Here is a 15,011-nt window from a genome sequence, read left to right on the forward strand (position 1 = left end):
GACCTTGTCCACGGCAGCCTCAATCTGAGGACGGAGAGCGAGGGCATCGCTCACAACCTTCTCGTAACGAGGCTCATCGAAATTGAACATCCCTTACTCCTAACTCACTTAGATGAACCCTTCATTCATCCCATAACGTTATAATACTTTATATAACTAACTATGCAAGTATTATTTTGCTTCTGTTCTTTCCTCAAGCCCCTTAAAACAACAATCGGCGTTGTTGGACACAGCGCGCAAGTTCATTGAACGATTCAATGTGCATCGTCTCTGGTTAAATGACGTCTTATGCAAATACCTTTAATCCGCTTGAGGCCGACGAATCTTTTGACTGCCCGCAGAAGCTTTCCCGGAATTCCCTATGGATAGACGCACCGGCAATCGCTTCGTTATCTGGCTTATTGCGCATTGCCGGGGCGTCTGGGAGAAAGCACAATCTACCGCGTGGTCAACTAGCGTGTCATCGGAATCGACCGCATCCGCGCCAAATACTAAATCGCAATCGTTGAAACTCGTCCGATCATATGGCGGCAATTTCTCGCCTTAAAAATGAGCACGAAATAAGGGGGCAGCTGTTTGCAACTTGCTTTATTCGTAAGTGTTTCTACTGAAAAAACAATCACCAACCAAACAGCACTATTAATTGTTTGGCTCTTTGCTGTACAGCCATCTTTCGTATACGTCTCTCATCTCACGGTTGGAGACGAAAGGTGTGCGGGAGTGGACAATTGGACGGCATTTGGACCTGCGACGGATTATTTCATCCGAAAATCCACGCTCATTCGGCGGGCACGCGGGGCCTATGCCCAATCCGCTGGCATCGTCTCCAGTTCGCCGCAGAGCCGCGGCCCCATATGGGTATACTCTCGAGGATTCGACTCGATTCGCCCCCGCTGGGGCGTCAAAGGAGACTGCATATGCCCACCACCTCAACCGACCCGCGCGCCGCTGCCGCCGCACTGCTAGTGCCCGGCACTACCTGCCACGGCTTTGCCGTCGAGCGCTGCGAGACCGTGCCCGAGCTCGACTCGGACGCCTACGTGCTGCGCCACACCGCCTCGGGCGCTCGCCTGCTGTACCTAGCGTGCGACGACGAGAACAAGGCCTTTGCCATTGGCTTTAAGACGCCGCCGGCCGATTCCACCGGCGTGTTCCATATTCTTGAGCACTCGGTGCTGTGCGGATCGGCCAAGTTCCCCGTCAAGGAGCCATTCGTCGATCTGATCAAGAGCTCCATGCAGACGTTCCTCAACGCCATGACCTACCCCGACAAGACCATCTACCCCGTTGCCACCACCAACGAGCAGGACCTGTACAACCTGATGGACGTGTACCTAGACGCGGTGTTCAACCCGGCCATCTATACCAAGCCCACCATTTTTGAGCAGGAGGGCTGGCACTACGAGCTGGACCTGCCAGAGGGCGTCGAGAGCGAGGGCGACGGCAGCTCCGCCAGCCTGCGCGAGGGCACGCTGCGTTATAACGGCGTGGTGTTCAACGAGATGAAGGGCGCGCTGTCCGACCCCATGAGCGTGCTGGACGATGCCGTCAACGCCGCGCTCTACCCCGACACCGCCTATGCGCACGAGAGCGGTGGCGACCCGCGTGCGATTCCCTCGCTCACCTACGAGCAGTCCCTGGACACGCACGCGCGCCACTACAATCCTTCCAACTCCTACATCACGCTCTACGGCGACCTGGACGTGGACCGCGCACTGGCCTTTTTGGACGAGCGCTATCTGTCGCAACCGAGTGCCGCGAGCCGCCGCATGGACGCCGCCGTTGCCGCCGGCGAGGACCCGTCCGTGCTGGCACCCAATCCGCTGGGCGTGCAAGCGCCCGTGACCTGCGAGTATAAGCGCGTCGAGATGGCCACCACGCCCGAAAACGCCCTGGTGGGCCTGGGCCTTGTGCTGGGCAGCGCGCTCGACCGTAAGCGCACAATCGCGGCGGACATCCTGTTCGAAGCGCTGCTGGGCTCCAACGAAGCGCCGGTTAAGAAGGCCATTCTGGCAGCGGGCCTGGGCGGCAACGTGGTGAGCTACACCGCGGCCGAGAGCCTGCAGCCCTACGAGCTCATCATGCTGCAAAACGCGCAGCCCGGCGTGACGCGCGAGCTGCGTCGTGTGTTCCAAGACGCCTGCCGCGACCTGTGCGAGCACGGCGTTCCGCGCGAGCGCCTGGAGGCCATCATCAGCAGCAACGAGTACGACCTGCGCCAGCGCGACTACGGTATCGCCGACGGCGTGGCCATTGCGTGCGACGCGCTGAGCACCTGGCTCTACGATGACGACGCCGCGACGCTGGCGCTCAAGTACGGCCCGGTGTACGAGGAGCTGCGTGGCGAGCTGGACGGCAGCTACTTTGAGGACCTGCTGCGCGAGCTGGTGCTGGAAAACGACCATATGGCGCTGGTCGAGCTGGTGCCGGTGGACGCCGCCGAGGGCGCAGAGGGTGCCGAGGCCGCCGAGCTAGCAGCCAAGCGCGACGCCATGACCAATGCCGAGCTGGCCAACGTGGTCGAGCGCACGGCCGTGCTGCGTGCCGCACAGGAGGCCGAGGACACGCTCGAGGCCAAGGCCACGCTGCCGCGCCTGCGCGTTTCCGACATTGGCGAGGCGCGCCCCGAGCCGCCGCTGGTCGTGGACACCACTGCGCCCATCCCCTGCCTGCGCCACGGCATCCCCACCAACCGCCTGGCCTACGCCATGCAGTATTTCGACCTGAGCTGCGTCACGTTTGAGGACCTGCCCTATGTGACGCTGCTCTGCCGTCTGCTCAAGCAGCTGCCCACACGCGAGCATTCGGCCGAGGAACTCGACAACTTACTCGCCGGCAAGCTGGGCTTTTTGAGCTTTACGACCGAGGTCATGACCCAGCCCGACGTGGACGGTGTGCGCCCCTATCTGCTGGTGAGCGCCGGCGCCCTGTCCGAGAAGATCGATGCGCTAGCGAGCCTGCCGCGCGAGGTGTGGTCGAGCACGCTTTTGCTCGATGCCGACGCCGACCGCGTGCGCGACGTGCTCACGCAGATTCGCATTGGACTTGAGCAGGGCTTTATCAACAACGGTCACTCGGCGGCACTCGGTCGCGCGATGAGCTACAGCTCGCCTTCGGCCATGGTGCGCGAGCAGCTTTCGGGCGTGGACTTCTACCTGTTCCTGCGCGATCTGCTCGACCACTTTGACGAGCGCCTGGATGACCTGCGCGCCAAGCTTGCCGAGCTGGCAGACCGCATCTTTGTGGCCGATGGCTGCATGGCGAGCTTTACCGGCAGCGACGAGGACTTTGACGCGTACTGGGCCGCCGCAGGCGACCTGGGTTTGGGCGCGGGCGACGGTGCCGATGCCGGCCGCGACACGCTCGTGGTGCCGGCGCCGTGCGACCGCCACGAGGCCTTTGTCATCCCCAGCGATATCTGCTTTGCGGCAAGCGCGTGCGACCCTCGTCGTCTGGGCATCGACGTGACGGGCGCCTGGGCGGTTGCTGCCAACGCGCTCTCCTACGACTACCTGTGGAACGAGATCCGCGTGAAGGGCGGTGCGTACGGTTGCGGATTCCGCGCGGCCGGCGAGCGTCAGGCGGCGTTCTACACCTACCGCGACCCGGCAATCGATCCCTCGATTGAGCGCGTGGTGCGCGCGGGTGAATGGCTCGGCAGCTTTGAGCCCGACGAGGCCGCCTTTGAGGGCTTTATCGTGAGCTGCGTGAGCGGCATGGACGCGCCGGTGAAGCCGTACGCGCTCACCAAGCGCCGCAACACGACCTACCTGGCCGGGCTCGATCCGCACGCACGCGAGGAGCGCCGCGCCCAGATGCTCGCCGCCACGCCCGGTGAGCTTCGCTCGCTCGGCGCCGACGTGACGCGCATTGCGGCCGAGTCGCCCACCTGCGTCTTTGGCGGCCGCGACGTCATCGCCAAGAGCAACGCCGGCTTTAACGTCATCGACCTGATGGGCTAACGCACAAAGGTAGATTTTTGGGACATGCCCGGAAATCTACCTTTTTCTGCGGCTTGGGCGAGGCGGCGCAGCCCACCGCGGCGGTTTGTCTCGATCTGTAACATCTAGACGGCAATATCGGCTCCAGATGTTACAGATCGAGACGTTCCCGAACGGCACCAGCTCTTTGTCTCAATCTGTAACATCTAAGTCCAATTTTGCCGAGTTACTGTTACAGATCGAGACGAACTGCCGCAGACGCCCACTCCACTGCACAGACCACCACAAAGGTGCCTGTCCCCATTCTCAGTGGTGATTCGAACACTTGTTCTATACGCACACATGTTCTATAGTAGAGGTGCTTGCAACGAACTGAAATTGCAACTAGAATATAGTTGCAGAATGTGAGGCGGGATGACACGGACCGATAAACTCATCGCCCAACTGTTTAGCTGCCCTTCGACGTATCGGTATGCGGATTTTATAAAAGTCATGGCTTCGTATGGCTTTGAAATGGACAGCAAAGGTAAGACATCCGGATCGCGTGTTCGCTTCTACAGGCCATCAGATGGCAGGATGTTCGTAATGCACGCGCCTCATCCATCTGACGAATTGACAGCGGGGACCATTCGAAACATCGTTCGCTTTCTGCAAGATGTCGGAGGTAGTCATGAGTAACGTTTTGGCATACAAGGGTTATTTCGCCCCGGTCGAGTTCGATGCCGAACAGCATGTGCTAACAGGTATGGTCGCCGGCATTAGGGACGCAATCGTATTTGAAGGCTCCACGGTTGAAGAAGTGGAGCGATGCTTCCACGACGCCGTCGACGATTACCTTGAGTTTTGTGCCGAAAAGGGCAAGGAACCAGAGCGGGCTTTTAAGGGCTCATTCAATGTGAGAACAGGCTCCGAGCTTCACAAGCAGGCAGCACTGGCGGCGGCAAAGAAGGGTGAATCGCTTAACAAATTTGTGGCCGAAGCAATCGCCGCGGCGTTGTAATAGAGACGAGTCGCCATCAAAACCACCACGAGGGTGCCTGTGTTCCCTTCGTGGTTGTTTTTGCTGTTTGCCTAGATAAAACCTGCCAAAATAAACCTGTCCCTTTTTGGTAGGTTTGGGAGAGAGGGCCGGGATGGACAAGGCTGAGTTGCGGCGGGCGGTGATTGCTCGGCGCGATGCTCTCGATTTGGATGTGCGGGCGGCGAAGTCTGCTGATATCTGTGCGCGGCTTGTTGAGCTGTTGGATCGCTTGGGTGCCGCGGCGCCGCACACCGTTGCTGTCTATGCCGCGATGGGTTCCGAAGTCGACCCAGCCGCGTTTGCCGCTGCGGCCGCCAAACGTGGCTGGCGCGTGGCCTATCCGTGCATGCTCTCGGCAGCCAACGCCGCCGCATGTGGCCAGCGCATATGCATGCGAGCAGTCGCTATCGGTGATGTATCCGCGGCTCCGTTTATCACCCATCCCACGCGAACCTTCGCCGCCGCAGACATCGGCAGCAACCGCTTCCCCATCGTACCTGCCGAAGCTCTCGACATGATCGTCGTGCCGCTCGTGGCCTTCGACCAAACCGGCGCGCGCCTGGGCTACGGCGGCGGTTGCTACGACCGCTACCTGCCCATGCTCTCGCCCGCATGCCAAATCATCGGCATCGCCTTTGACGAGCAGCGTGTCGACCGCGTTCCCACCGACGCTCACGACCTGCCGCTACCCCACATCATCAGCGCCTAATCGCCGCCATATCAGCCACGGCTACAGCAGTACCATCGCAGCCTAGTGCTCCTCGCCGGCGCGGGCCAGGTCGTAGGGCGTGGTCTGGTAGACGTAGTAGTTGAGCCAGTTGGTGTAGAACAGCTGAGCCTGGCTGCGCCAGACGTTGCGCGGCTCAGCAGTGGGGTCGTCGCCCGGGAAGTAATGCGACGGCACCTCCGGGTTGAGGCCGCGCTTCACATCGCGCTCGTACTCCAGGCGCAGCGTATCGGTGTCGTACTCGGGATGGCCAAAGACAAAGAAGCGACGGCTGTCGGTCGACTTGACGATATACAGGCCCACCTCGTCGGACACGGCCACGACCTCAAGCTGCGGCTCGGCCTCCACGTCCTCGCGGCGCACATCGGTGTTGCGCGAATGCACGGCATAGAAGCGGTCGTCAAAGCCGCGGACCAGCGGGCTTTGCGGCTTCACCAGATAATGCTCGAACACGCCGCTTGCCTTTGCCGGCAGGTCGTACTTCTGGATACCGTAATGATGGTACAGACCGGCCTGTGCGCCCCAACAAATGTGCAGCGTAGAGTGCACGTGCGTGGTGGACCAATCCATGATCTGGCAGAGCTCGGGCCAGTAGTCGACCTCCTCGAACGGCATCTGTTCCACCGGGGCGCCCGTGATGATCAGGCCGTCGTAGTGGATGTCGCGGATGTCGTCGAACGTGCGGTAGAACGTCTCCAGGTGGCCGGCGCTCACGTGCGTGGCCTCGTGCGTTTTGGTGCGCAGCAGGTCCACCTCCACCTGCAGCGGCGTGTTGGAGAGCTTGCGCATGATCTGCGTCTCGGTGGCGATCTTGGTGGGCATGAGGTTGAGGATGAGCACGCGCAGCGGACGGATGTCCTGGTGCAGCGCGCGGTACTCGGTCATGACAAAGATGTTCTCGCTCTCGAGCTGCGCGGCGGCAGGGAGGGCGTCGGGGATGCGAATGGGCATGGATGCTCCTTACGAGTCAGTTGCAGCTATGGTACAACGAGCGGCCCCATCCGCGCGAGTACATCGCCCAGCGATGCCGTCAGCGGCCCAAATCACTCCAAAAGTAGAGATTAAGGCATGCCCAAAAATCTATGGCGCTTTAGCCTAGCAAAGTGGCAGCAGGACGCTACAATGGTTCGACGCGAAAAACTCGGCCGAAAGGATACATATATGTACCAGACGCGTAAGATCGGTGTGGTCGGCCAGGGCCACGTAGGAGCACATGTTGCCAACAGTCTGCTCATGCAGGGCATTGCCGATGAGCTGTACCTGTGCGATATCAACGAGGCCAAGGTGACGTCCGAGGTCCAGGACCTGCGCGACTCCCTTTCGTTTGTCCCGTACAACACCAAGATCGTCAACTGCTACGACCACTACGAGGAGCTTGCCTGCTGCGACGTCATCGTCAACGCCGCCGGCAAGGTCGCGCTGGCCGCCGGCAACCGCGACGGCGAGCTGTTCTTTACCACCGACGCCGCCCGCACCTTTGCCAAGCGCATCGTCGACGCCGGCTTTGACGGCATCTTCGTGAGCATCTCCAACCCCTGCGACGTCGTGTGCACCGAGCTGCGGCACCTGACCGGCTACGATCCCAAGAAGATCATCGGCTCGGGCTGCGGCCTGGACTCCGCCCGCCTGCGCACCGAGATCTCCAAGAAGGTCGGCGTGAGCCCCAAGTCCATCGACGCCTACATGATCGGCGAGCACGGCTTTAGCCAGCTTGCCGCCTTTAAGGCCGCAACCATCGCCGGTAAGAGCCTCAACGAACTTCAGGCCGAGAACCCTGACAAGTACGCCTTTGACCACATGGAGGTCGAGGAACTCGCACGCAAGGGCGGCTACGTAACCTACCAGGGCAAGCAGTGCACCGAGTACGCCGTTGCCAACTCCGCCGCGCGCGTCTGCGCCGCTGTGTTACACAACGAGCATGCCGTGCTTTCGGCCTCCACGCTTATGACCGGCCAGTATGGCGAGGAGGGCATCTTTACCTCCCTGCCGTGCGTGATCGGTGCCGAGGGCGTCGAGGAGGTCTACACGCTCGACCTGTCCGAGCACGAGCTCGAGGGCTTCCACAAGAGCTGCCAGCACATCCGCGATAACATCGCCCAGCTCGACTGGTGGGATGCCGAGGCCTACGACGCAAAGTAGGCCGCTGGCTACCGCAACCTTGCGAATCTATGCGCGATACTAAGCGGGCCGCGCCGGAAATCCCCGGCGCGGCCCGCTTTTTGACTCACACGGCACGCTTGCGAATCGAAGGTGAATGTTCTTCGACAGATGGAACAGGGCGCTTTAATCCTCAAACCACGCGATTGCGCGAATGGGCGAGCCGTCGCAATCCTCGATTTTGAGCGGTGCGCAGCTAAACCAGAACAGATCGTCGCCGCAACAGTCCAAGTCCTTAAGATTCTCGATGTTGACGATATCGCATGCGCGGAACAACTTCTTGTGGCGCGTCAGGTTTTCGTCCGCGATGGGGTCGAGTCCAATTACATCAAAGCCGATGCCCTTGTAGCCGCCGTCGATGATCAGGTCCAACACCTCATCGTCCACGCAAGGATAGTCGCCAAAGTACGCCTCGGTTCCCCAACGCTTATCCCAACCCAAGTTGAACAGCAAAAACTCGGCTTGGGTCACCTTATCGCCATAGGGACGGAGCTGCTCCACAGTAATGGCCTCACCCTCGGCGAGCATGCGGCAATCGACAACCAATGCCCTGCCTATAAACTGGCTTGCCGGAAACGCATCGAGCGTCTTGCGGTCGGCAAACAGATGCGCCGGTGGATCCATATGCGTCCCCGTATGGGTGTACATCTGCATGAGCGTCTCTTTAAACCCGTCGTGCTCGTAGGTGCTCGCCGGCAGCAGCTTGGGTGTATCGGCTCCGGGAAATACCGGCATGTCTTCCCTAATAGTGTGAGTCAAATCAAGCACGCGCATGTTCAATCCCCATTTCTTTCTTGGCAAAGCAAAACGGGGCCCGCACTTGGCGGAAGCCCCGTCGTGAGAGGTTATTCCCGTTACCTAGTACTGCTCGATGCCCATGTAGCGACGAATCTCAGGGCTGTGGTCAAACACCTTGCCGCGGGCGGCGCGCAGCTCGCAGCTCATGTTGTAGAAGAAAATCGGCTCCAGGAACGAACGCACGCTGGCAGGCACTTCGCCCACGCCGTACTCGAGCGCGTCGAGCACCATGACTGTATCGGTGTGCGTGTTGAGGAACGCAAGAGCGCGCTCCTCCATGGGGCGGCACTCGCCCGATCCGAGCTGCACAAAGTAGAACACGCCGGGCTCGGTGGCTTCGAACGGGCCGTGGAAGTACTCGCCGGAGTGGATGTAGCAGCAGTGCTGCCACTGCATCTCCATGAGCGAGCAAATCGCCATGGCATAGGTCTGGCTAAAGTTGGGACCGGAGCCCAGGATATAGAAGAACTTGTGCTGCTGGCAGAGCTCGGCAAAGCGGGCGCCCAGCTCGGCGTTGACCTTCTCACGGGCGGCGGGCAGCAGCGCATCCATCTGCTTGAGGCCCTCATACATGTCGGCGAGTGACTCGTAGCCTTCCTGCTGGTCGAGCAACTCGGCGGCGATCAGAGCGCCAATGCCCTGCGGCACCTCGGCCTGCGACACGCCCTCACCCCACGGATAGACCCAGGTAGTCCACTTGCCGTTGTCGATCTTTGAGCCCTCGCAGTCAGTGAGGGCAATGACCTCGGCACCGGCGGCCAGCGCCATCTCGCAGCCGTCGACGACCTCCTGCGTGTTGCCGCTGTGGCTGCAGGCGATGACGAGCGACTTCTCGCCAAGACTCTTGGGAGCCATCAGGCAAAACTCGCGCGCCGTGTAGACCGTCGAGGTAAACGTGGTGGCCTCGCGCTTGAGCAGTTCGTTGGCCGGCATGAGGTCGATCATCGAACCACCGCAGGCGATCCAAAAGACGTTCTCGACCTTGCCCTTGCGCTCGATAATTTCCTGAATCAGATCATGTGCGTTCATGCTGATGCCCCTCCTTGTGTGGCGGCTTTTGGCGACGGCTGCTCGTACCTGCTGTCGTTCTATGTTGTTCTATATATACCACGCATGCAGCCACGGTGGAAGCCATTGCGGTAAATTTGTTCCATGTTGTTCTATCTGTGGACGTTAGATGTCGAAGACGTAGCGCGAGCCCACGATCTTTTGGCGGCCGAGCAGTAGAGGGCGCCCGCCGGCGTCGGTAAAGTAGGCCTCCATATAGAAGAGCGGCTCGCCGACCGGCACCTCCAGCAGCGGGGCCGTCTGAACATCAGCAAGCGCAATCTCCACGGTGCAGGGGTCGGACTTGAGCGGCGCGCGACCCGAATGCTCGGCAACGAGCGCAAAGATTGAGTTATCGGTGAGGTCCTCGTCGGCCAGCGTCTGCAGGTAGGGATGGTCGGTGAGCACAAAGGCGTTGTTCTCGAGCATGACGGGGATGCCGTCGGCCGTGCGCACACGCTCGACCACGATAAGCTCGCAGCCGGGCTCCACGCCAAAGAACGCCGCATCCTCGTGCGCCGCCGCGACCACCGTGCGCGACACCAGACACGCACCCGGCACCATGTCGTTGGCAGCACAACCCTCAGTAAAGCTCTGGACGTCGCCCTTCTGGCGAATCTTGCGCTTGAGCTTGGGAGCGCACACAAACGTGCCCCTCCCCTGCTGGCGGTTGAGATACCCCGCGCGCGACAGCTCCTCGATGGCGCGGCGAACGGTGATGCGCCCCACGCCGTAGGACTTCGCGAGCTCCATCTCGGCAGGAATGCGCGAGCCGGCTGCGTACACGCCGCGCGCGATCTCGCCCTTTAGGTCGTCCATGACCTGCTGGTACAGTGGCACGGCGGGCACGTCAGTGCGGTCGGTTTTATCGTCGAATGCCATCGTTACGCTCCATCCCGCGCATGCTCGGACTCAAACTCTTCAATCGCCGCCATAAACTGCTCGCCAAAGGCGTCGGCTTTTTTCTCGCCAATGCCGTTGACCTGGATCAGCTCCTCGCGCGTCTGTGGACGCAGGCGGCACAGGCCGCGCAGGGCCTTGTCGGAAAAGACCATATACGGCGCCATCTCCAGCTCCGTCGAGATCTCCTTGCGGAGGGCACGCAGGCGCTCGAACAGCTCGACATCGTCGCCAACGCGCGGGCGCTGATCCAGCTCGGCCTCCTCGCGCAGCAGATCGACGGCGCGGCGGGCGCGGGCCGAGGCCTTGCGCTTGGACGCGCGACGCTTAACGGTAAAGGCGAACGCCTCGTCCTCGACCTCGCCGGCACGCGGACCCAGTCCCACGACTGGGTACTGCCCCTGCGAGGTGGCCAAATAACCGCGACCGCACAGCTGGCCGATGATGTCCTTGATGCGCCCGACCGATTCGCTCGACAGCTCACCGTAGCCGCGCTCCTCGTCCAGATGCATCTGGCGAATACGCTCGGTGTTGCCACCGTGGAGCACGTCGGCGATCAGCGACTTGCCAAAGCGCATGGGACGCGTGGCCACATAGCGCACGGCGGCGCGGGCCATGCCGGTGACGTCCTCGACCTCGAACTGCGTGAGACAGTTGCTGCAGTTGCCGCAGCCCTCGGCGTCGTCTGCCGTGCCGCCCGCGGCGGCTGCCGCATGCTCGGCCGCGGCCTCGTCGCCAAAGTAGCGCAGCATGTATTCGCGCAGACAGCCGGTGGTATTGCAGTAGCCCTCCATCTGGCTGAGCAGGCGATAACGGTTCTGGAGCGCCCACGCGCGTTGCTCGTCGTCGAGCGCCTCGTCGACCGCATCGCCGCGGTCGATCAAAAAGCGGCGCATACGAAAATCGTTACCGTTCCACAGCAAGTGACAGCTGGCTGGATCGCCATCGCGGCCAGCACGGCCCGCCTCCTGGTAGTAGGCCTCGATGCTCTCGGGCACGTTGTTGTGGATCACGTAGCGCACGTTGGGCTTGTCGATGCCCATGCCAAAGGCGTTGGTGGCAACCATCACCTGAATGTCGTCGTCGATAAAGGCACGCTGGCTCTGGCGGCGGGCGTCGTTGCCCATGCCGGCATGGTAACGGCCCACGCGAATGCCGCTGGGTCCCAGCGCCTCGGCAAGCTCGCCCGCCAGCGCGTCGACCGTCTTGCGAGTCGAGCAATACACGATGCCGCTCTCGCTCGAATGCGCAATCACGTAGTCGCGCACCCAGGCAGTCTTGGCCTTGTCGCCCATCTCCTCGCAACCAAAGTAGAGGTTCTTGCGATCGAAGCCCGTCACCACCGTCGCGGGGTTTTGCAGGCCGAGCATCTGCTGAATGTCCGCACGCACGCGCTCGGTCGCCGTGGCGGTAAAGGCCGCCACGATGGGGCGCTGCGGTAGGGAATCGATGAACTCACGAATCTGCAGATAGGCGGGGCGGAAATCCTGGCCCCATTGGCTCACGCAGTGGGCCTCGTCAATGGCCACGAGCGGCACGCCAATGCCGCCGTCCGCCGCAGCCTCCTGCGCAAAGGCTAAAAAGCGCGGCTCGAGCAGGCGCTCGGGCGCCACGTACATAAGCTGGTAGCGGCCCTCGCGTGCCCGTTTGAGCACGGTATTTTGCTGGGCCGGAGTAAGGCTGGAGTTGAGATAGCTGGGTCGCGCACCCGCCGCGAGCAACGCACGGGTCTGGTCCTCCATAAGCGACAGCAGCGGACTCACCACAAAGGTGATGCCGGGCAGCATGAGCGCGGGCACCTGGTAGCAAATGGACTTGCCGGCGCCCGTGGGCATAACACCCAGCGCATCGCGGCCTGCAAGAATCGCATCCACCATGCGGTCCTGCCCCGGGCGAAACGAGGTGTAGCCAAAATAGGCGCCGAGCGTGTCAAGCGCCATCTGCTGCATGCTATCGGTCATGGTTTCCTAACGTCCAAGTCATCTGCCGCCGATTATACGCCGCCACGCGGACCGGTGCCGCGCCGCTGTCGGCCACGGGCGATGCAGTCCAAAGGGAACGAGCGTGGATTTTTGGACACTTTCCGGATGATCGTGGAAACGTCGCCGGTTGAGCATAAGTCAGCGAAAACGCCCCTAAGCGAGCAAGGTGACGTGAAAGAGGAGGGAAGCGTACTTCGGTACGCGACCGACGATTGAACGTCAGATTGCCGCTTAGGGGCGTTTGCAGCGTCGACCGGTCCGTCGTTCGTTAGAACGACGGAACAAAACTTCTGGTCATGCCGCCGAAGTTGAAAGGCAGATTGCCGCTCTGGCGGGCTTGCAGCGTCGAGCCGTTACGCGGTTTGGTAAAACCGCGTAACTTACATCACCATAACGTAGCGCGATCCCACGTAGTACTGCTTACCCATCAGGACCGGCTCGCCATTGGGACCGATAAAGCCGGCACGCAGGTTGAGCAGCGGATCGTGCGGAGCAATGCCCAGCTCGGCCGCCTGCTCGGCGTTAGCTCGAACGGCCTCGACCGTGCGGTAGCCAACCGACACAATCGGAGTTCCGCCAACACGCTCGACCTCGGCAAAAATCGACTTGTCCTCAAGGTCGGCCGTCAACAGCTCACGGTAGGCGTCAAACGGCACAAAGATGTTCTCCTCAAAGATGGGCTCGCCGTCGGCCGTACGCACGCGCTTGATATGCAGCAGCAGCGCATCCTTTTGCAGACCAAAGAACTCCATCTCGTTTTGGCGCGCCGGAACGATCTGGCGATCGACCACGTGCGCACCGGCCTTCATGCCGTTGCCGGCACACAGCGCGGTAAACGTCTGCAGCGTCGAGGCGTGAAACTGACGATTGATGTGCGGGGTGGAAACAAAGGTGCCGCGGCCCTGCTGCTTAACCAGGTAGCCATCGGAGCACAACTCCTCGACGGCGCGACGCACCGTAATTCGGCTCACGTCGTACTGCTCGGCTAGCTCAAGCTCGGACGGAATACGCTCCTTGGGTGCATAAACACCTTTCTCGATCGCATCTTTGATTTCGTCATAAATCTGCTGGTAAAGCGGTGCATTTTTGGGCGCTGGCATATCTGATCACTCTTATCGAAATATCGAAATAACTAATACGTATATAACGTCTAGTTTCATATTATCTCATAATGATAAAACGATATACCCTCCCTACCAAAAAGCGACAGCTTCATTTTGCTAGGTTTTATCTGGGCAAACGAGAGCCCCGAAAACGACGAGGCTTTCGGGGGCTCATACGGATGGGTTGCGCCGTGCCGGCAAAATACCAAAACCCTACTTGCCGTCGTCCTGTTGCAGGCTGTCCTGCTCGCTGAGGCGCGCCTGCCTGCTGGCCATGCGTGCGGGCTTGTCGGGATCGGGAACGGCCGTGGGCATGGGCTCGTCGACATGACCACCCCACCAGCCACCCACAAAGTTGAGCGTGTGGAACACGTTGATCACGGCGCCTGGATCAACGTCGCACACCAGCTTGATAATGTCCTGGCTCTCATAGGTCGAGACAACGGTGTGCAGCAGGTACATCTTCTCGCGGCTGTATCCACCGACGACCTCGGCGCAGCTAATACCGTGCTGAAAATGGTTTACGTAGGCAGTCATGACCTCGTCTGCCTTACGCGTCGTGATCTGCAGCGTCACGCGATCGTAGCGACGATAGAAACTGTCGATGGTCTTGGTCGAAATAAACTGGAACACGATGGAATACGCCGCCTTGTCCCAGCCAAACATAAAGCCAAAGATCGCCAGGATAAAGCAGTTGAAACCAAAGATGACGCCCCAGATGGTCTTGCCCGTGTGGTTGGAGACCCACAGCGCGATAAAGTCGGTGCCGCCGGTGGATGCGCCGGATTTAAGTGCGATGGCAGCGCCCAGACCCGAGACCACGCCGCCAAAAATGATGAGCATGATCTTGTCGCCCAAAAATGGAGCGAAGTGAAAGACGTTGAGGAACAGCGACGAGAGCACGACCTGCATCATCGAGAAGATGACGAAGCGCTTGCTGATGCCGCTCCAGCATAGGAGCGCCACGGGGATGTTGAGCGCGAGCATACCGAGCGAGATGTCGATTCGAACGCCGCCGAGCGAGGTAACGCGATCGAGCAGGACCGCGACGCCGGTAAGACCACTCGGAAGCAGGTCGGCGGGCCGAATGAACGCCTGGATCAGGAATGTCTGGAGAACGGAGGAAATGGTGACTGCCACAGCGGTGATGGCGCGGCGGACGATGGTGAGACGGCCGAGCACGAGCACGCGATCCGTGAGCTGATCGATGGCGTTCGCCACGCAGGCTCCTTTCGAAGGCAGATGTAGTTGTGGGGCGTGCCCGCGATTGTAGCATGGAGCGAGAAGAGGCGCTTCAATTCATCCTCTCTCGACGACCAAAACGGGACCAGCAAC

Annotated in this window: 12 protein-coding genes; 5 read left to right on the forward strand and 7 right to left on the reverse strand. The window is 60.8% G+C overall.

The features are described from left to right. Positions 1-917: 917 nt before the first annotated feature. The 4 genes from ARB25_RS01135 (at position 918) to ARB25_RS01145 (ending at position 5,671) form a co-directional block, all read left to right on the forward strand. Positions 918-3,962 (forward strand): insulinase family protein, encoded by a 3,045-nt coding sequence (locus tag ARB25_RS01135; protein ID WP_055285250.1) that lies wholly within the window; start codon positions 918-920, stop codon positions 3,960-3,962. Positions 3,963-4,355: 393 nt separating this feature from the next. Beyond that, the gene (locus tag ARB25_RS10365; RefSeq protein WP_082421805.1) at positions 4,356-4,619 is read left to right on the forward strand and encodes a type II toxin-antitoxin system HicA family toxin; all 264 of its coding nucleotides are present in this window, start codon (positions 4,356-4,358) and stop codon (positions 4,617-4,619) included. Continuing rightward, positions 4,612-4,941, forward strand: a complete 330-nt coding sequence (locus ARB25_RS01140) for a type II toxin-antitoxin system HicB family antitoxin (RefSeq protein WP_055285251.1) — start codon at positions 4,612-4,614, stop codon at positions 4,939-4,941. The genes ARB25_RS10365 and ARB25_RS01140 overlap by 8 nt, the downstream gene beginning before the upstream one ends. A gap of 133 nt (positions 4,942-5,074) precedes the next feature. Beyond that, positions 5,075-5,671: a 5-formyltetrahydrofolate cyclo-ligase gene (locus ARB25_RS01145; RefSeq protein ID WP_055285252.1), complete on the forward strand. Its 597-nt coding sequence runs from the start codon at positions 5,075-5,077 to the stop codon at positions 5,669-5,671. Positions 5,672-5,713: 42 nt separating this feature from the next. Here ARB25_RS01145 and metA read toward each other — a convergent pair whose 3' ends face one another. After that, a complete protein-coding gene (gene metA, locus ARB25_RS01150) occupies positions 5,714-6,640 on the reverse strand; it encodes a homoserine O-acetyltransferase MetA (RefSeq protein WP_055285253.1) in 927 nt (308 codons plus the stop codon). Between the two features lie 210 nt (positions 6,641-6,850). Here metA and ARB25_RS01155 point away from each other — a divergent pair, with 210 nt between their 5' ends. Continuing rightward, positions 6,851-7,828, forward strand: coding sequence for an L-lactate dehydrogenase (locus ARB25_RS01155; protein ID WP_156327644.1), 978 nt, complete (start codon positions 6,851-6,853; stop codon positions 7,826-7,828). Between the two features lie 144 nt (positions 7,829-7,972). Here the strand turns inward: ARB25_RS01155 and ARB25_RS01160 are convergent, their stop codons facing one another. From ARB25_RS01160 to ARB25_RS01185, 6 genes are all read right to left on the reverse strand, one after another. Further along, a complete protein-coding gene (locus ARB25_RS01160; RefSeq protein WP_055285255.1) occupies positions 7,973-8,620 on the reverse strand; it encodes a cyclase family protein in 648 nt (215 codons plus the stop codon). Between the two features lie 84 nt (positions 8,621-8,704). Further along, entirely contained in the window at positions 8,705-9,673 is a 969-nt protein-coding gene (locus ARB25_RS01165) for an SIS domain-containing protein (RefSeq protein ID WP_055285256.1), read from the reverse strand. A gap of 144 nt (positions 9,674-9,817) precedes the next feature. Further along, positions 9,818-10,573, reverse strand: a complete 756-nt coding sequence (locus ARB25_RS01170; protein WP_055285257.1) for a GntR family transcriptional regulator — start codon at positions 10,571-10,573, stop codon at positions 9,818-9,820. Between the two features lie 2 nt (positions 10,574-10,575). Further along, positions 10,576-12,552 carry a RecQ family ATP-dependent DNA helicase gene (locus tag ARB25_RS01175; RefSeq protein WP_070100712.1) on the reverse strand — a complete coding sequence of 659 codons (1,977 nt, stop codon included), beginning with the start codon at positions 12,550-12,552 and terminating at the stop codon, positions 10,576-10,578. A 401-nt stretch (positions 12,553-12,953) separates the two neighbouring features. After that, positions 12,954-13,673, reverse strand: a complete 720-nt coding sequence (locus ARB25_RS01180; RefSeq protein ID WP_055285258.1) for a GntR family transcriptional regulator — start codon at positions 13,671-13,673, stop codon at positions 12,954-12,956. Between the two features lie 216 nt (positions 13,674-13,889). Beyond that, positions 13,890-14,897, reverse strand: coding sequence for a YitT family protein (locus ARB25_RS01185; protein ID WP_055285259.1), 1,008 nt, complete (start codon positions 14,895-14,897; stop codon positions 13,890-13,892). Positions 14,898-15,011 lie beyond the last annotated feature (114 nt).

This window comes from Collinsella aerofaciens (genome assembly GCF_001405375.1).
Lineage (GTDB): Bacteria > Actinomycetota > Coriobacteriia > Coriobacteriales > Coriobacteriaceae > Collinsella > Collinsella aerofaciens_F.